The following is an 18,204-nucleotide window of genomic DNA, read 5'->3' on the forward strand; positions in this document are numbered from 1 at the left end:
GCCTGTCTCTGACTCTTCTACCATGAATACTCTGAAAGCCTGAAGATGAAGTCATTGCTATGAATGTCGAAGAAAAAGCATATATTTTTAGACTTTTCTCCAAAATTCAGATCGCTCGTGTTTTTCCGGAATTCTTCGGAACGTGGGAAAAGATCCCGATACAACAACCGGGGTCATTGGGAGCAACTGGAAGCATCTGCGGCCATACAGTGCACCCGGTACACCCCGTACAACCATCACCGGCACGAACCTCCCCTGCGAAGCACTTGCGGACGGGGCAGAGGGCGGTGGGGGATTATCTGATACGCAAATACCAGAGCCCCTCCTTCAAGAACTATGGAGAAGGACCATTATTATCATCTCCCTTCACCGATACAAAACCATATCAAGCAACGAACCCGTATGAAGGAGCTGATCGTTGCCACCAACAGACAGGACAACTCCCAAAAGAGGTTCGATTACGAGGCATTCCAAAGGGTTTTTTAGAGGATCATATGACAGCAGAAGAGAGAACGGCGCGGCGGTATCCGGACCTCCATCTGGATGGTACCCTGAAGAGTCGTGCAGAAGCCGCCGAATCGATCCTGGATGACTGCACGCTCTGTCCGCGAAACTGCCATGTCAACAGAAATGAGGAAGAGCTTGGGTTCTGTAAAACCGGAAAAGACCCGGTCATCTCAAGCTACTCTCCACATTTTGGAGAGGAGGCACCCCTTGTTGGGCGAAAGGGATCCGGGACCATCTTTTTTACGCACTGCAACCTCGGGTGCATCTTCTGTCAGAACGCGGATATCAGCCAGTCCGGCAGGGGTTTTCAGATAACCAAAGAGGAGCTTGCCGCCATCATGATCCAGCTTCAGGACCGGGGATGCCATAACATCAACCTGGTCTCGCCATCACACCAGGTACCGGCAAGTATCGGTGCACTGGATATCGCAGCAGCAGACGGCCTGACCATACCGGTTGTCTACAATACTGGGGGATATGATGCAGTCCCGACGCTCAGGCTGCTGGATGAGGTAATCGACATCTACATGCCGGATGCAAAGTATGCCGATAACCGGATCGGGAATGCGCTCTCTGGAGTTTCGGACTATGCCGACCGGATGAAAGAAGTGCTCATTGAGATGCACCGGCAGGTTGGAGACCTGGTGATCCGGGGTGGAATTGCAGAACGGGGCATGATAATCCGGCACCTGGTGCTCCCCAACAGGCTTGCCGGAACAGAAGAGGTGATGCGGTTCATTGCAGAAGAGCTCTCCAAAGACAGCTATGTCAATGTGATGCAGCAGTACCGCCCGGCATGGAAGGTGCGTGAGGCAGACCCGGCATGCCGGGCGATGGAGAGAGCTATCACCCACCAGGAATACAGGCATGCTGTTGCAATAGCCAGATCGTACGGGCTCTGGCGGGGAATTCCCCGGTGATGAGATAACAATCTGGAGAGAGAGAGAGAGAGAGAACACACGGAATGATGAAAGTCTGGCAGAGATAGTTGGTCTGGCAGAGATAGTTGGGCATCTCCAGGAAATAACTACAGGTATTATCGCAGTTAAAGAAATTTATTTATTAATATACTGCCCAGTATCTGGTGATACACATGAACAAGATAATCGTAACCATTGGCCTTGTGGCACTCGCCGCCTGCCTCCTGCTGGCAGCGGGATGTGTCAACGGGAAGCCTCCGGAAAGCCCGGAGGTTACAGGAATTGGTGTTGTGACCTATATCGATCTGGAAGGCGGATTTTATGGAATCATTGCTGATGACGGCAGAGAGTTCCTCCCCCTGAACCTCCCCGAAGATCTCAAAGTGGATGGAACCGAAATTGTTTTCACTGGTGAGGTCAGGGAGGATGTTATCACCATGTACATGTGGGGAACACCCCTGCAGCTTGAAGACATCCAAAAGGATGCAGCAGAACCATACATCTCGGGAACCGGAGTGATAACATACATCGATCTTGAGGGTGGCTTCTATGGAATTATCAGTGGGAAAGGCAACTTCCTGCCCATAGGAGAAGAATATCAGGAATTCCTCTCTGATCATGCCGACCGGACTGTCGACTTCACCGTGAACCCAAAAGATGTCATGACAATCCAGCAGTGGGGCCAGCCCGTTGAGATCATCGCCATCTCCCTTGCAGAAGAAGAAAAAGATGCGATCATCAAAGATAGCGGCGTTGTCACCTACATCGATCTCGAAGGTGGATTTTATGGGATCATCACCGGCGATGATACACGATATCTCCCCGTAAACCTTGCAGACGAGTTCAGCAAAGACGGCCTGCCGGTTACCTTCACAGCAACCAAAGAAGATGTGATGACGATCCAGATGTGGGGCACACCGGTTCAGATCATTACCATGGAAGAGAAGGATGAGCCGCTCGTCGGGATGCCAAATCCAGCAGCCGTCTTTGTGACAGAGCTTGGGTATGAGTATGAGATCCGGTCAGGCCCGGACGGCGAGTATGGTGTTGCCATTCTCCCGGACGGAACCGAGATTGAGGAGTGGGAACTCTACTGGCAGCATCACGACAATACCTGACCTGAACCAGAAAAAAACATCGCGACAAGAGGGGAGTTCGCTCTATACCAGAATGGCAGGGCCCCTGCCACCCCTCTCTTTTACAAAGACCCTGAGACAAACCAGCATCCAAACGCGATCAGGAAGATACCGCATGCAACAAGAATGAGCCGGTATCCTGAATCTGAGAGAAAGAACCGGCCCCGGTGAATGCTCGCAGAGACCAGGGTGAGCCACCCGATATCGGCTGCCCAGTGGCCTGCCATAAAGATACCACCTGCGAGAAGGCCCCCCTCAAGAAAGCTCCAGAGGAGAGCCGCCCCAACAGTAAACCACCAGATCCAGAAGTACGGGTTTGCAACGCTTGTGAGGAGACCTGCTGCAACCGGCTTTCCCGCATCAATTGAAGCATCTGCAGGGGGAAGAGCAGCACCCCGGGCAGAAGAGATGGTCAGGAGGCCGAAGAGCACAAGGGAGATGCCGCCGACAAGACCGATTGCCCAGGTCGCCGATCCGATCACAGCACCCAGTCCCGCGACGATCAGCAGGATAACCCCGATCTCAGCTGCCACATGGCCAAGGCTCACGAGCGGGCCGGCACGCCATCCTGATCTGACAGATGCGTTGATGGTTGCAACCAGGGTGGGGCCCGGTGCAAGCGCCCCGGTGAAGCCGATTACAAGGCCTATGAGAAATATCGATATGAGATCCGGCATGATCACGATTGCTCCACAGGTATGGTGTGACTAGCAGGTATGAAGGGTGCATATCATCGGGATGATGATATTTTCCAGGACATTCACCCTTCATTTCACAATTAAACTTCAAATTCTTTCGCAGTTAAAGGTAGTTTTATGCTCTATTCAATCCTTGGATAGACGTGATGGTTATGCGAACCTACAGAATTGCTACACCCCTGCTGGCACTCCTTCTTGTGTTCAGCCTGATCGCACTCCCGGTATCTGCCCAGAGCACCTCCGGAGAGCGCCTGATCCAGACACGCGGAACCGGTGAAGTCACAACAGCTCCGGATCGTGTCGAGCTATCATTTGCTGTTGTCACCGAACATCAGGATGTCAGGAGGGCACAGACGGAGAACTCTGTCAGGATGAACGGTGTTATGGACGCACTGAAGAGATCAGGGCTTACATCAGACGATCTGAAGACGACCGGGTACTCGATCCGCCAGGTGACCCGTGATTCAGACCAGCGGCTCCAACTTGACAGGCAGACAACGATCTACCGTGTCACAAACACCCTCCTTGTCACGATGGATGATACCACCCGCGCAGGCGAGATCATCGATCGTGCAATTGACAACGGGGCAAACAGCGTGAATTATATCTCCTTCACCTTAAGCGATGAGTTGCAAAAGTCGCTCCGGGCAGAGGCACTTGAACTGGCGGTTGCAGAATCGCGAACCGATGCAGATATTGTTGCCGCAGCCCTTGGCTTATCGGTTCGTGATGTCAAAGAGGTTTCAATTGATGCAGGCTACTCCCCCATGACACGAAGCATGTATGACATGGCAATGCCTGCAGCAGGTATGGAGAAGCTTGAAACACCAATTGAGGCGGGCGATATCACCGTAACCGCAACCGTCTCAATCTCCTATATCATCTGAACAAGGCCTGCAAAAAACCACAACCCCTCACCGTCTTTTTTCAACCAGGCCCGGGCATCAAAAAAAAAGCAAGCCTGATTCAACAGCACCTGATACAAATGCTTAATGAGTAATATTGCCAAACAACGTACACGTACACAAAGCAGAATACCATTTCCACAGGATAGAACAATGGAGCGTACATTAAATTTTAAAGAGCGCCGGTATATTGAAGAGCTCCGTATCCTCACCAAATCAACCGCAATAGACTGTATCATTGACGACCGTTTTGACAGGCTGGTTTACATAATCACACCAGGCGACATGGGCATTGCCATTGGGAAAAGCGGCGACAATATTCGTAAAATGCAAAAAGTTCTCGGTAAGCGTATAGAGATGGTCGAGTATGCAGAGGACCCGGCAGAGTTTGTCAGGAATATCTTCAAGCCTGCCGAGGTCATTGCAGTCCGGTTTGAAGAGGAACGTGGCGGTGCAGTACAGGTGACTGTACAGAACAGAAGTGAAGTTGGCATTGCGATAGGAAAGGGAGGCTGCACCATTGAGAAGGCACGGATGATCCTCCGTCGTTTCTTTGGTGAAGAGCTTGGCGATATCATAGTTGAGGAAGAATATGCAGCCTGATATTTTTGACGCACTCAGTGACATTATCCGGGAGCGGGCAGCTGATCAGACAAATGAGAGATCCTATGTGCGATCACTGCTCTTCCACGAGAAGGGAATTGACAAGTCACTTGAAAAAGTAGGTGAGGAAGCAGTTGAATACGTCCTCGCCGTGAAAAACGGGGAACCAGATCGGATCATCTCCGAAGCAGCAGATCTCATCTTTCACCTGATGGTAAGCCTCAGGGCAGCAGACATAGATTTTGAAGCGGTCATTGAGGAGCTTGCGAAACGCAGGACAGAGATGAGCCGGAGCAGGTAGTTTCTGCCTTAACGTATGAGCACCCCGGGTGTTTGAGACCCGTCTTTCCCTGGTTCACATACATACTCCCTTTCTCCTTCTGATTGCCCTCTTCTTCCTTATTCATGATCAGAGGATGATCGTAACCAACACAAACACACACCAGGATCATAAAAAAGCAACTGAAAGCACGTGCGGCGCGGGTATCGGGGGGCGGGTCAAGCGAAGGGAGCAGGATGACAGAGATGATAAACCCTTGCTCAAGAGAGCAACCTGAAAGGCGATTCCAAAGGAATCGGGGATTTATCTGCTTCTGGCAGACCAAAGGAGCATTCCCGCCCCATCCCGCGCCAGCATCTGCGGCAACCCGGCTCAACATCCCTTGCGAAGCATTTGCGGACGGGGCAGTGGGCGGTGGGGATTTTTTACGGTTCCGGCTCAATGGGTATAAATTAAAAACCATAGTATCAGGGTGGTAGTTTCTCCATCCCCCCGAAGCCCTTTTCCAGGCTTCCTTTTTTGCCCCTATCCGATGTATTCCGAAAAGTCACGGAGCTCCGGGAGGTCGTCGCGAACGACCGCAGCTTCGGCAATGAGAGTCAGATCAAGAGAGATCGCCGCCTGCTGCCGGACCGCAAGCGCAATACCATCACTTGGACGGCAGTCGATGGCCAGTTCACCTGAAGAGGTCTCAAGGTGCATGGTTGCATAGTAGACGCCGTCTTCAATACTGTCGATTCGGACATCCCGGACCCTGCACTGAAGATGAGAGAGCGTATCCGAGAAGAGATCGTGGGTCAGGGGGCGTGCGGGGGGCGGCCCGTTGATTGCATTGTTAATAGAGACCGCCTCATAGAGGCCGATAAAGATCGGAAGATAGCGTTGATCTGACACCTCCAGAAGGACAACCGGAGCTGCACCGAGATCATGGACTGCAAGATAGACACCAACAACCTGGCAGGCAACCGGCTCCATATGGACTCTTCATGCCTTCAGGTTTTATGAAGGTATTGGTCATCATCGTCCGAAGCTGCATTCTCAACCTCCCGCCTGACGATAATGAGGCCGGCAACAAGCCCTACTGCGATATTAAAGTAATAGAGGATGATCCGCCAGAGAAGAACAAAGACCCCGATGACTGAGGTGCTGATGAAGAGGCCGTAGATCGAGCCGATCGAGAGCTCGGCAACCCCCGCACCACCCGGTGTCAGGGGTATCATCATAATCATCGCAATGACGAGCTGCGATATGAATGATTCCAGAAAGTATGGCCCCTGGCCAAGCCCTATTAAAAGGACTGAGGCGATAATAAACTCAAAAAACCAGAACATGGCAGTAAAAATGAAGCCAAGGAAGAGTCCTGTCTTCCCCCTCCCGATGAATTTGCCAAGGCTGAAATGGAAGTTGTCAACTTCCCGGTCCACTTTTGCCATAAACGCCTCGACACGTGCCATCTCCCATTTTTTTGTCAGGTAATGCGAGAGAGCTTTCATCAGGCGCTTGAGGATGAGCGGGTTTCTCACAGAATATGCAAAGATAAGCACGCCAGCCGTCACCGTGAACCAGGTGATATAGATCAAATAATTCACAACCACCGGGAGGTGGATATACTGCCAGGTGGTTCCAAGGAGAAAGAGCATGACTGCCCCCCCAACGCCAAAGACAATACCATCCAGCACCCGTTCCATGATGACAACCGCTGTTGCATCCCCGAGTTTCACATCGGCTTTATACAGTTCGTGAACCCGTACCGGTTCACCCCCTGCCTGGGACGGGGTGATCGCAGCTAGAAAGAGATTGGCACAGACGAGATTGATGCAATGGAAAAACCCGACACGATACCCAAGCGAGTCTGCCATCACCTTGATCCGGAGCGCCCAGCACACAAGGGCAATGATATGGAACCCAAGTGCGATGAGAAGTATTGTCGGACTGAGATTCTGCAGGGCTGCAATGGTTGCTTCATCAAAGGTGAAGTACAAAAGGGCGATCAGGAAGAATGAGCTGATGCCAATTGAGATCCAGATCCATTTGATATGTTGCGGGTTCATTGGTCTGCCTGCATGCCAAGAGAGCTTATTCAGATTGGTTGCATCCAGAAGATTAAACGTCTTCTGGCTGCTTCAGGCGGTGAAGAGATGCCGGTTGCCGGTGATACCAAAGATACCTGAGCGCACCCCGCAATCCAGCCAGCCGTATCCATACGAGAGATGGGCAAGAGCAGCAGCGTAGTCCTCTCCCAAAATCCTATCCCTGGCAAGGTTGAGCCGCAGCCGGACAATATCCAGGCATTCACAGGATGCAAGGTAGAGAGGGCTGGATCTGTCCGGAGCCGGAGCTACTGCCTGAAGGGCACCGGCGAGCATCGCTTCATACCTTGTTGTTTTTTCTGTGAGGTGATCAGAATGGGGTGCAGGTATGAACTCATCAGTCCGTCCAGGCCCGCCATATTGTCCGTCTGTTGCAAGCAGTCCAAGAAACGCACCCGCGTCAAGCCATCCAAACCCATATGTCCAGGATGCAAGGGCATTCACGGGATCATCCTTCTGATAAAAGACCAGGCCGTCCTCAAGGTATGCTGCTGACATCTCAAGGATCTGATCCGCAACCACCCTGCACGGCGTTGGATCACTCACCAGGATGACAGCCTGATCGAGAGCCCTGGTATAGGAGGCGCAGAGAGCGGCGAGTGCGATGCTCATGGCTGCTGCCCGCGTACCTGAGGCAATCCGGCAAACGTCTCCAGGTACTCCCGCTCCATATGATGCAGTTCTGCTGGAACAAGGAGAATATGAAGGGGAGGGCCAAACTCGTGTGAGAGGAGATCAGCTCCGCTGCCTGCATGAATAGCCATATCATCTGATCCTGCCCGTGCTATCCCGACATAGAGAGGAATTGATCGGCCCATCCGGGAGATGATCTCCTCGATTATGGGGATTGCATCAGGGATCAGCATATACCGGGTATCCTGGATATCCAGGTAGACTATTGTATGGAGGTTCCGTGAGAGGTTGTCAAGAATGACCTCAACCGGGGTTGTCGGCATCCATTTCCCATGGGGGAAGGGAAGCGAACAGGACTTGCCAAACCGGTAATTCTGCAGTCCGGAGAGCCCGCAGACGGCACTCGCAATTGATGCTGCATGAATGATCCGGGTTTGGATCCCCCGTTCTGCAGCGCGTATCCGGAGATCTGCATGGGTTGTTGAGACCATCGTGTCGCCTGCCGTCAGGAAGACTGCCAGTCCCTTTTCTGCTGCATCAAGAATGGTATCCGGATGCTGCTCCACATCCTCACGTGACAAAAGCGTTATCGGTTTTCCATACAGCTGCTCCATCACCGCCGGATCGGATCCCATCAGGCGCGAGGTATAGGTCTCAAGAAAGAGAGCGTCTGCTGCCTGAATTGCAGAGAGACCTTTTAATGATATATCAGTCTCATCAAAGAGTCCAAGTCCGATGAATGTCAGCATGCTGCTCCGTTAGTAGGGGAAGGTTGTGATCTGGTCAACCATTGAATCAATGACATTTCTGCACTGCCTGCGATCATATGCAGAGATGAAATAGACCGGCGTGTCAGGACGGATCTCAAGCTCTGATCTGATCACCTCTTCTGTAACCGAATAATCAAGGTCGGCTTTGTTTGCAACAACAATAACCGGGACAACAGAATTGCCCTCAACAATTTGCTTCAGATCCTTTGCCCGTGGCATCAGTTCCGGCTGGGTGACATCCACCATCAGGATCACGCCCATTGCATTCCTTGCAAGCTGGGGGATGATCGGATCGAAGCGCTCCTGGCCGGGCGTCCCATAGATATTGATATCAAAGCCTCTCGTTGCCATATGGCCGATATCAAGGGCAACGGTTGTCGGGGTTCCAAGGAGACCAAGCCTGTCAACAGATATCCCCGACTCCGAGATATTCTTGACAAATGTCGTTTTTCCCGCATTGGATGGCCCGGTGATGACAATCTTTGGGATGTAGGGGACAATGTGGCCGTCGCTGACAATATAGGGGAGGGAGCGTGCGGGAAGGGAGAGCCATGAGATGGTGTGGATGGTGAAGAAGTTGAAGTAGGATATGACACCGGATCCCGACTGCAGGGAGATGATGAGATCAAAGGGCGTCTCACGAAGGAGCGGGTCAAGGGCTTCGCTCCCAAACATATTGAAGTATTCAAATGCGACCGTGATGGGCCGGTCTCCCCTGAGATCCTCAAAGAGGGAGACTGCACCGGCGAATTCAAAATCATCCGAGAGGATATCAAGGTAGACGAAGATGATATCTACCTCTTCATTGGTGATGATCGCCTCAATTTTCTCTTTCCAGGCGTTCCGTCGCCTCTCTGAATCCGGGTTGTCTTCCCTGATAGCCTCGGCATCCGTACTATCAAGGTAGTGGATCTGGTCACGGTAACAGTCCAGATGATAGTGGCTCTGGGAGGCGACATCCGCAAGATATGCATCTTTTGTGGCAAACGGGGCAATAACAAGTGCTCGTTTTCCGGAGATCACCGCGGTGTGGAGCATTGTAATCATGAAGTGCTGCCCATCAGCTTCCGGTTCAATCGCAAAAAGAATCCTGCTGCCGTCAGGCACCCCTCCTGCCAGCAGGCCATCAAGCGCATCTATACCACTATATATCATCCTTCTACCACCATTTTTCCATTCGTATCAAATGAATACGGCAGCCACGGCGTCATCCGCCCCCCAAGACCAACAACGCGCAGCTCAAATTGCTCGCTCCCTTCTCTCACCTCAACCACACCATTCATCAGCTGTTTAATCACCGAGATCGTCTTTGCGTCAAATGACTCGTTGTTTAAGAGATAGAAACCTATCCACTCGTTTTTCTTGACTTTAGACGTTATAACATGGAGAAACTGGTACATCACCTCAAGTTTCCGATACATCAGGAACGTCGAGAGGGAGTTGACGCAGAAACGGATCGGGGGAGGATAAATACCAGGGTCCGGGTTTTTCAGGCTCTCATCCACAATTCCGGAGAAGAGTTTGCTCATCTTGATGCTGATGCCGGTTAAGTCAACAGGGCTCGATATGAACTTCATCCGATCGGTATCCGGAACATTGGGGAGATCGCTCTTTGTGATTGCATCAATAATAGCAATTGAGCGCCTCTCGGTTCCATTCAGTTTAAAGAAGTTTGAGACCTCGGCTGCCCGCTCGTCAGTTGAGAGGAGAACACAGTATTCGCCATGTGCAGGAAAGGAGAGATTGTATGCAATCCGCTCTGCACCTGAGAGAGGGGGTGCCAGGATCAGGACATTCGCACCCGACCTGAGACCGCCAAGCTGATCGTCGAGTGCAGGGATACCAAACTGGTAGCTGTACATCTGTTGGAGAAGTGATATGTCATGTTTGTTTTTAAATACCCTTGCTATCATCCCATGCCGGGTATGGGAAGAGCCGGCCATTGTGGTGGCAGCAGCAGGCACCAGGTCGGATCTAGCAGCAGGTACTGGCATCCCGGCAGAGTACATATGAGTGCATCTATTAAGGGCAACAGACCAATACCGGGTGATGGGAACCGGTGTAAATGCCGAGGTTGCAGGAGTGCTTGAGAGAATTGCGGATCTCCTCCAGGTTATTGATGACAACCCATTCAAGGTCAGGGCATACCAGCGCGCAGCAGAATCCGTCAGGCGGTGTCTCCATCCTGTCTCTGCGATGAGCAGGGATGAACTCCTTGCAGTTGAGGGAATAGGCAAAGCCACCTCAGATGCCATACTCCAGATACAGGAGACGGGGACATCGTCTGAACTTGAATCACTGATGGAGCAGGTGCCTCCTGAACTGCCAGAACTTCTGGAGCTGAACGGAGTTGGGCCAAAGACTGTCCGGAAGCTCTGGACACATCTCAATATAATCTCCCTTGCCGATCTGGAGGCTGCCGCACGTGGGCGCAGGATCAGGTCGCTTCGGGGATTTGGAGAGAAGAAAGAAACAGAGATACTGAAAAGTATTGCCATATACCAGAACCGGTCCGGAAGAATGCTCATCTCTGAGGCTCTGGAGATAGCAGGGGCAATCACTGCATTATTGCCTCCCGGCACGTCTACCTATGCCGGAAGCCTCAGGCGCAAAAGGAGCACAATCGGTGATATTGATATTGTGACAACCGAATCTGCCAAAGCAGTGAACCCGCGTCTTCGCGAGGCTGCCTCTGAGGTAATTGATGAGGGGATGAAGAAGACATCAGTCTTCTTTCGTGGCAAGCGAGTTGACGTCCGGTTTGCCAGTCCAGATGAGTATGGTGCGACACTCCTCTATCTCACCGGGTCAAAGGAGTTTAATATCAGGCTTCGGGAACGGGCAAACCGGTTTGGCCTGCAGCTGAACGAATATGGTCTTCTGGATAAAAAGTCCGGGGAGGTGCACCGGTGTGCAACAGAGGAGGAAGTCTTCAGGCGCCTTGGGCTTGCATTTATTCCTCCGGAACTACGAGAGGATCGCGGCGAGGTTGCGGCAGCAGAGGCAGGAACGCTCCCGGTTCTTGTTGAGGAGGCGGATATCAAAGGAGATCTGCATGCGCACACACGGGGATCGGACGGTTCGATGACGGTGGCTGAACTGGCTTCGTATGGAGATGGAATCGGGTATGAGTACATACTCTGTTCAGATCATTCAGCCAGCCTCGGGGTGGCCCGCGGCCTCTCCGCAGAAGGGTTGAAGCAGCAGGCACATGAGATTGAGATGGCAAACAGGGAGCATACCTGCCAGATACTCGCCGGGATAGAAGTGGATATCCTGACTGATGGCACGCTTGGGCTCCCGGATCCGGTGCTGGCTGATCTGGACTGTGTTATTGCATCTGTCCATTCCTCTCTCCACCAGGAGGAAGATGTCATCACCAGGCGGATGATGCTGGCGTTGGAGAATGAGCATGTCGATATCCTCGGCCATCCGACAGGCCGGCTGCTTGGGAGGAGGGAGAGTGCTGCTGTCGATATTTTAAGGATACTTGAGGCGGCAGCAGGGACCGGAACCGCAGTTGAGCTGAATGCCTCGCCCCACAGGCTGGATCTTGATGATATTTATCTGAAGAGGGCACACGAATTAGGAGTGAAAATTGCAATTGGAACAGATGCCCACGGGCCCGATGATCTTGCCTCCATGAGGTACGGGGTGATGACAGCCCGGCGTGGCTGGTGCAGATCCCGCGACATCCTCAATACCCTGCATAGAACAGAACTGATGGATTTTTTCCGATGATACACAGGATCTATGAATACCTGCTTATGCGGGAGATCAATAAGCCTCCACGCGAGATCTGTTTCATGCTGACAGTTGAGGATCTCCGCTCTGCCCCTCACCGGATCTCTGAAGTGGTTGCATGGGCAGACGATGTTGCCGGTATTGAGGTTCTGACGTTTTATATCGATTCTGACGAGAGCCGCTGCGTCGCCCCCTATATTGACAGGCTGAAGGAGATCGGAGCTATTGCCCATCTCCACCTCCATATCGGGGATGAATACCAGGAATTTGGGAGCGGGATGACGGTGATGGTTGTGGCAGGAAAGAGCGGCCGTGAAGAGATCACAGAGAGCATCAGGCGGATTGCCGCAGAAGGGGTTGATCCGTGCGATGTCACCGAGGAGATGATCGAGTCGCACCTCACGTTCCGATCCGCACCTGATCTGATTATTAAAACCGGTGGGAGCCATCTGACCGACTTTCTCATCTGGCAGTCGGTCTACTCCGAACTCTTCTTCCTGGATGTCAACTGGGAGTTTTTCCGGAAGACAGATTTTTTACGTGCCCTGAGAGATTTTCAGTCACGGGCACGACGGTTTGGGGCCTGAGCTTCTTCTCTGGTCATAGACCCGGATCGCCCGCAGAAGATCGATTTTTCGAAACTGCGGCCAGTAGGGTGCACAGAAGTAGACTGATGACTCGTTCCCGTTTGCAAGCCAGGGAAGGAAGTTTGATGTCCGGTATTCGTTGCCGGTCCTGATGATCAGATCTACCGGGGGAAGGCCGAGTCCGCCGTAGAGGTTTGCCTCAACCATCGCCGGGGTTATTTCATCTGGCCTGAGGGTGCCGCTTTGTACGTTCTGGATGAGGCGGCGGGCGGCATGGACGATCTCGTTTCTGCCACCATAGGCGATGGCGACGTTGAGATAGTGGTTGCTGTAGTCCTGTGTCGCGTCTTCTGCCTCTTCGACACACGTCAGGACATCATCTGGGAGGAGGTTCTTGTCGCCGACCATCCTGACCCGGATCCTGTTTTTATGGACACGCTCGTCTGTTAAGACTTTTAAGAACCGGTCTTTGAAGAGTTCGAAGAGTTCGGCAAGCTCTTCGTCGCTTCGCCGGAAGTTCTCAGTCGAAAAAGCATAGAGGGTGATATGCTTTATCCCGAATTCGCGTGCCCATTCAAGCATCATCTCGGTGGTGTCTGCTCCCCGCCGGTGGCCAAACCCGCTCTTCTCTCCTGTCTCTTTTGCAAACCGGCGGTTGCCGTCCTGGATGACGGCGATATGGGTTGGGATATGGGTGATGGTGGATCGCAGGATCCGGAAGTAGAGTGGTTCGAGGAGGGATCTGATCGTCATAGCGTCTCTACCTCAACGATCATGCCGTTGTTTGGGTACCGCTCGATGATCTCAAGGAGAAGATCGGGCTCGTCTTTCAGGTCATCAAGGAGCCACCACTCGCACTCGACACTGCCATCCGGCTGGATTTCAAAGCTTCCTTCCTCGAATGTGCCGAGGAGACGGCTGAGATCGGCATCTGATCTGATCCTCCCATAGACGATTGTTCCGTCGTCTGTTATCTCATCGAAGTTCCGGGCGGTCATGGTGGCGATCCGAATAAGCCGTTCTCTCAGCTGGACGGCATCCTTGAAACCGGAAGAGCAGAAATGCACCTTCGGATCATCGGTGATCTCAGCAGCCCAGTCTTTTGCCCCGATGATTGCGTTATAGAGGCCTTCTGCTGGTTCCATGCCGCGTCTCCGCATCTCGTCTGCGCAGGTCTCGCCCCACTCGAGTTCATTGATATTGAAGAAGTCAAGGAGCGGCAGCATGGGCCTGAGCTTTCCGATGCCGGGGAGGGAGGGCACCTCGATCCCGATGGCAAAACCCATCTCTTTTGCCTGCCGTGCGGCTAGTGGGTATGCTGTCTCCATGATACAATCCCAGACTTCATAGGGGGGGTGCATCCGGATCTCGTCGACGAGCCCCTGAAGTGCTGCCAAATCTGCCTCTGTCGGGGCCCGGGCAGTGTAGAGGTGGATCTGGTGTTTCTGCCCGAAGTGATCTTTTAGAAGTGTGCAGTAGTGGGCGACCCGGTCGATGAAGAGGAGGGGTTCGCCGCCGGTGATGCCGGTGCCGAGCGCATCCATCGCCTCTGCCTCTGCGAGAAGGTCGGCATCCGAGTGTACCGGCTTGTCGTTTGCGAAGACGACATCGAGGTCTTTTCTCTCGACTGAGAGCGGGCAGTACCAGCAGGTGCGGTCGCAGAGTCCGGTGACGAAGAGGACGAGCTTTGCGCCCTGGTGGCAGAGGATGCAGCCGTCGCTGAGGTTATCCGGCAGGAGGGTCTCGGCCCGCTCCATGAGGCCGGATACCAGTTCATCATAATCCAATGGATCGCCTCGCGGGAGTGATGGTGAGGAGGGGTGCTTTCGGTTTGGTTGAGAGTATCATGGGATCTGTTCATCTCTATTGGTCATGGGAAACTAAAACAGTATGCGGAAGGGGTAAAGCGGATGGGTTGGCCGGAAGGGGTAAAGCAGGTGTCCTGAGGAGTACCTTTTTCATTATGATGATGCTATGTATCATCATGCCGAGGCGATTGAGCCGGTCCCGGACTGCCCGCCTGGATACCGGGCGATCTCTTACTTCACGATCTCATACGAAGAGAGCTGATCGTCTGCGATCAGATGATGGCCTCTCTGAGGTGATCGGGTTCATCCTCATCATCGCCATCATCATGATATTCCTCTCCCTCTGGATGGTGTATGTGGTTCCTGCCGAGGGGCGGCAGCAGGAGATCGAGCATATGAACTATGTCCGGAACTGGTTCACGCAGTATAAGATCACAGCGGATTCGCTGTGGGTGAATCATGATGACGATACAAAAGAGCTGACCGGTATGACCTTCTCAAATTCCATTGTTCTTGGGTCCCAGGGAGCAGCCACACAGGCAGGAGGGTTGTTTTTACCGGTGATGAGTCCTGTTGGCTCAACCGGGGCAATTGAAGTTGTGAGTGTTGCTGCTGAAGGCGGAGGAGTTGAACGGATTCGGATCAGTAATGGTGTTGATAGTATTGAAGAGTCGTTAGTAAGGCTTGAATTTATATCAAACAACAACTACTGGGTGCAGCAATCCTATTACTACCAGATGGGAGGGGTTTTTCTCAGGCAGCAAACCGGTACTGTTGCACGGATCGCACCGCTCATCAGCTTTTATGATATCGGACAGGACAGGATCAGGGCAGATATTGTCTTTTTGAAGATAGATGCAGGTGGGCAGAGTGGCATTAGCGGCCAGGGGCCTGTCAGGGTGGATACAACCTTGCGAAATGTAATTGATGAAGAAATACTTCCATCTCCACCGGGAGCAGAACCAGTCATTGAGTTGATCCTCAGTGACAACAACGCAGCCAAAGGTTGGAGAAATATTCTGAAAGAACGGGGAGCCCCGGATCCGGTTCTGGCAAACAATGTAATAACCATCGACCTTGATGAAGATGACGAGATCCAGTTCAGGTATGCAAATTTCAGTATATCCAAGCAGTCTGTGGCAACACTTGTTGACTAAAGAGAGGTAAGGCGGATGTCCTCAGGCACTATCAGACAACAGACCCCGATCAGAAGTTGCGGAGAAAGGAGTTCAGATAAACAACTCCATCATAGTTGTGCAGTTTCTGAGATGGTCGGTACCCTGATTCTGTCTGTATTGGTTATTTTGGTCATCTCAATTGTTGGTGTAAGTTTCCTCTCCCAGGAACCGTCACCTGAGGTTCCCGCACTCCGCATTGATCTTGCTGAGAAACAGGAGGCAATTACCCTTATCCACCGTGGAGGTGACACACTTTACCGAGATACAACCCGGATCACAGTCGATGGCGAGGACAAAACTGGTGATTTCGAGACACTGGATGGCCTGGACTGGGAGACATTTGCTGTTGGAGACTGGCTGACTATACCGGGATCAAATGCTACGGGAGCGAGCATCCAGATTATTCATACAGCACCAGCCATTCCAACACTTTTGTTTTCAATAAAAGGGGTACGGCCCCCGCTGCCGGATCCGCCTGTTGCTGATTTTATTGGCACTCCCACCACCGGGCTTCCAAACCTGACCGTTCAGTTTACCGATCTCTCGACAGGTAATCCAACCTCGTGGACATGGAATTTTGGAGATGGCAGTTCATCAACCCAGAAGAATCCTGTACATACCTATACAGCTCCAGGAAACTACACAGTAACCCTGGTTGCAGGAAATGCAGGGGGTACCCAAACAATTACCAGGCCTGGATATATCCATGTTCAGACTCCTGCTGAATATATTGCAGAAGAGAGCGTCTTTGTTTATGGAACAAAACTATTCTTTGAGGGAAACAGCGTTACCGGTATCAATTCGACGATCATCATCACCGGAGATCTTGATACAGCAGATGTGAATCTTGGAGCAGGGCTCTTTGTTTCAAAGATTTTTATCAATGGCAGTACGATCATGAATACCGGCAGTGCCAGCCTTGGGAACCCGGATTTCCCTGATATAATCGTGATAAACGGTGATCTGGAACTCTGGGATGGAACGAGAGATATTTATGGAGATGTCTATGTCAATGGGCACTTCCGGTTAAAAGATGCAAGAATTCACCATACTGTGTACGTGAATGGGGATCTTGAACTTGGATGGACACCCTGGCTTGCAGATGATGCACGTATATATTATACCGGTAGTTTCACACATCCGCCGACTATGCCTCAGCATATCCTCGATAAATGTATTCACCAGGCAACTGTTCCAACAGAGAGCATACCGAACCTTGAGATGCCTGCATTAAAAGAAGAATCCTGGTATCATGCAAATGGATATGTATCAGAAGGAGCTCTAACTGATGATTTAAAGATATATGCTCCAAACTATGTTGGAACCTTCAGCTGGGATCCTGATCCACCTCCATATGAAAATGTCATCATCATAGCACATTCAGGCGATATAACCATCCCATCATTGGGAGCTGAGAAGATCACAGGAGTTCTCTTTGCACCTTTTGGCAGGGTAGCTGTTCAGGGGGCACGATTTGAAGGGGTTGTGCTCGCCCGTGACGGGTTTTTTATGACCCAGGGTGGTTCAGATGTCGTATTTACAAATCTTATGGATTTCTTCGACGATGAGGAGGACTGGCCATTTGTGTAGAGATGGAAGTGGCTGCCATGAACAGATATTTAACCTCAAGGATCCAGATGGAAGAGCATCGGCACATCACATAACAAACAGAAAGTATTGGTAAACAAAATACATCCACAGCTTGGAGACAAATGCCCGGTACTGACGCGGTCTCGGAAGTGATCGGTTCGATCATGCTCATCTCGCTTGTCGTACTGGCAGTTGCAATTGTCGGGGTCGGAATTCTCTCCCAGCCCCCACCCGTGCAGACGCAGTACCTGGATGCTATTCCGGGATTGAGTGAGACAAAAGGTCTCTTTCTCTACCATAGCGGAGGGGATGCATTATTCCCTGGAGATTTTTTTGTGCGGGTTGATGGAGTTGATTATTTTCAGGATAAGCTGTCCATATATGAAGAGAGCTGGCCCTGGGAAATTGGGAAGCTGCTCAATGTAGATGGCAGCCAGATATCTGAGTACAGCCAGATTCAGATCATATCCACAACCGGAGGTCAACGGGCGATTCTTGTTGATATTGGTGATGCAGACATTCCGCCAATAACACCGACACCGCCGACTCCAACGCCCACACCAACTCCAACACCAACTCCGACGCCAACTCCGACACCTGCACCACCAGTTGCAGATTTCTCCGGCTCACCAACATCCGGCACTCGGCCGCTTGAAGTAACCTTTACTGATCTCTCAACCGGCATCCCAACCTCGTGGCTTTGGGACTTTGGGGACGGAAATACATCGACAGCCCAGAATCCGACCCATATACGT

19 protein-coding genes are annotated in these 18,204 nt (G+C 51.9%); 10 read left to right on the forward strand and 9 right to left on the reverse strand.

Features of this window, described 5'->3' with window-relative positions; genetic code table 11:
• Positions 1 to 494 precede the first annotated feature (494 nt).
• Entirely contained in the window at positions 495 to 1,427 is a 933-nt protein-coding gene (locus ABCO64_RS00005) for a radical SAM protein (protein ID WP_253458234.1), read from the forward strand.
• A 173-nt stretch (positions 1,428 to 1,600) separates the two neighbouring features.
• Positions 1,601 to 2,545: a putative hemolysin gene (locus ABCO64_RS00010; protein ID WP_253458237.1), complete on the forward strand. Its 945-nt coding sequence runs from the start codon at positions 1,601 to 1,603 to the stop codon at positions 2,543 to 2,545.
• Positions 2,546 to 2,625: 80 nt separating this feature from the next.
• Here the strand turns inward: ABCO64_RS00010 and ABCO64_RS00015 are convergent, their stop codons facing one another.
• Positions 2,626 to 3,240: a LysE family transporter gene (locus ABCO64_RS00015; protein ID WP_253458240.1), complete on the reverse strand. Its 615-nt coding sequence runs from the start codon at positions 3,238 to 3,240 to the stop codon at positions 2,626 to 2,628.
• A gap of 167 nt (positions 3,241 to 3,407) precedes the next feature.
• On the opposite strand from ABCO64_RS00015, the gene ABCO64_RS00020 reads away from it, so the two are divergent.
• The 3 genes from ABCO64_RS00020 (at position 3,408) to hisE (ending at position 5,070) form a co-directional block, all read left to right on the forward strand.
• Positions 3,408 to 4,148 carry an SIMPL domain-containing protein gene (locus tag ABCO64_RS00020; RefSeq protein WP_253458243.1) on the forward strand — a complete coding sequence of 247 codons (741 nt, stop codon included), beginning with the start codon at positions 3,408 to 3,410 and terminating at the stop codon, positions 4,146 to 4,148.
• 171 nt (positions 4,149 to 4,319) lie between these two features.
• Positions 4,320 to 4,769 (forward strand): NusA-like transcription termination signal-binding factor, encoded by a 450-nt coding sequence (locus ABCO64_RS00025; protein ID WP_253458246.1) that lies wholly within the window; start codon positions 4,320 to 4,322, stop codon positions 4,767 to 4,769.
• Positions 4,759 to 5,070 carry a phosphoribosyl-ATP diphosphatase gene (gene hisE / locus ABCO64_RS00030; RefSeq protein WP_253458249.1) on the forward strand — a complete coding sequence of 104 codons (312 nt, stop codon included), beginning with the start codon at positions 4,759 to 4,761 and terminating at the stop codon, positions 5,068 to 5,070. Before ABCO64_RS00025 ends, hisE begins: the two co-directional genes overlap by 11 nt.
• Before the next feature lie 504 nt (positions 5,071 to 5,574).
• Here hisE and ABCO64_RS00035 read toward each other — a convergent pair.
• From ABCO64_RS00035 to ABCO64_RS00060, 6 genes are all read right to left on the reverse strand, one after another.
• A complete protein-coding gene (locus tag ABCO64_RS00035; RefSeq protein WP_253458252.1) occupies positions 5,575 to 6,024 on the reverse strand; it encodes a bifunctional nuclease family protein in 450 nt (149 codons plus the stop codon).
• Positions 6,025 to 6,041: 17 nt separating this feature from the next.
• Positions 6,042 to 7,100 carry a lysylphosphatidylglycerol synthase transmembrane domain-containing protein gene (locus tag ABCO64_RS00040; RefSeq protein WP_253458255.1) on the reverse strand — a complete coding sequence of 353 codons (1,059 nt, stop codon included), beginning with the start codon at positions 7,098 to 7,100 and terminating at the stop codon, positions 6,042 to 6,044.
• A 72-nt stretch (positions 7,101 to 7,172) separates the two neighbouring features.
• Entirely contained in the window at positions 7,173 to 7,751 is a 579-nt protein-coding gene (locus ABCO64_RS00045) for a DUF357 domain-containing protein (protein WP_253458257.1), read from the reverse strand.
• Complete coding sequence (gene dph5, locus ABCO64_RS00050; RefSeq protein ID WP_253458260.1) at positions 7,748 to 8,521, reverse strand: diphthine synthase; 774 nt, start codon at positions 8,519 to 8,521, stop codon at positions 7,748 to 7,750. The genes ABCO64_RS00045 and dph5 overlap by 4 nt, the downstream gene beginning before the upstream one ends.
• 9 nt (positions 8,522 to 8,530) lie before the next feature.
• Complete coding sequence (locus ABCO64_RS00055; protein WP_253458263.1) at positions 8,531 to 9,697, reverse strand: GTP-binding protein; 1,167 nt, start codon at positions 9,695 to 9,697, stop codon at positions 8,531 to 8,533.
• The gene (locus ABCO64_RS00060) at positions 9,694 to 10,551 is read right to left on the reverse strand and encodes an RAD55 family ATPase (protein ID WP_343089156.1); all 858 of its coding nucleotides are present in this window, start codon (positions 10,549 to 10,551) and stop codon (positions 9,694 to 9,696) included. The genes ABCO64_RS00055 and ABCO64_RS00060 overlap by 4 nt, the downstream gene beginning before the upstream one ends.
• A 40-nt stretch (positions 10,552 to 10,591) precedes the next feature.
• On the opposite strand from ABCO64_RS00060, the gene polX reads away from it, so the two are divergent.
• Positions 10,592 to 12,283, forward strand: coding sequence for a DNA polymerase/3'-5' exonuclease PolX (gene polX / locus ABCO64_RS00065; protein ID WP_253458268.1), 1,692 nt, complete (start codon positions 10,592 to 10,594; stop codon positions 12,281 to 12,283).
• The gene (locus ABCO64_RS00070; protein WP_253458271.1) at positions 12,280 to 12,873 is read left to right on the forward strand and encodes an undecaprenyl diphosphate synthase family protein; all 594 of its coding nucleotides are present in this window, start codon (positions 12,280 to 12,282) and stop codon (positions 12,871 to 12,873) included. The genes polX and ABCO64_RS00070 overlap by 4 nt, the downstream gene beginning before the upstream one ends.
• Here ABCO64_RS00070 and uppS read toward each other — a convergent pair.
• Both uppS and ABCO64_RS00080 read right to left on the reverse strand, forming a co-directional pair.
• Positions 12,847 to 13,626, reverse strand: a complete 780-nt coding sequence (gene uppS, locus ABCO64_RS00075; RefSeq protein WP_253458274.1) for a polyprenyl diphosphate synthase — start codon at positions 13,624 to 13,626, stop codon at positions 12,847 to 12,849. The two genes, ABCO64_RS00070 and uppS, sit on opposite strands and share 27 nt — an antisense overlap.
• On the reverse strand, positions 13,623 to 14,660 hold the full coding sequence (locus ABCO64_RS00080; protein WP_343089157.1) for a radical SAM protein: 1,038 nt from the start codon (positions 14,658 to 14,660) through the stop codon (positions 13,623 to 13,625). The genes uppS and ABCO64_RS00080 overlap by 4 nt, the downstream gene beginning before the upstream one ends.
• 197 nt (positions 14,661 to 14,857) lie before the next feature.
• Here ABCO64_RS00080 and ABCO64_RS00085 point away from each other — a divergent pair, with 197 nt between their 5' ends.
• The 3 genes from ABCO64_RS00085 to ABCO64_RS00095 all read left to right on the forward strand — a co-directional run.
• Entirely contained in the window at positions 14,858 to 15,838 is a 981-nt protein-coding gene (locus ABCO64_RS00085) for a hypothetical protein (protein ID WP_253458277.1), read from the forward strand.
• Between the two features lie 111 nt (positions 15,839 to 15,949).
• Complete coding sequence (locus tag ABCO64_RS00090; RefSeq protein WP_253458279.1) at positions 15,950 to 17,449, forward strand: PKD domain-containing protein; 1,500 nt, start codon at positions 15,950 to 15,952, stop codon at positions 17,447 to 17,449.
• Positions 17,450 to 17,571: 122 nt separating this feature from the next.
• Positions 17,572 to 18,204 (forward strand): type IV pilin domain-containing protein (locus tag ABCO64_RS00095; protein WP_343089158.1); only part of this gene is annotated, 633 nt, incomplete at its 3' end.

Source organism: Methanocalculus natronophilus, assembly GCF_038751955.1.
GTDB classification, from domain to species: domain Archaea; phylum Halobacteriota; class Methanomicrobia; order Methanomicrobiales; family Methanocorpusculaceae; genus Methanocalculus; species Methanocalculus natronophilus.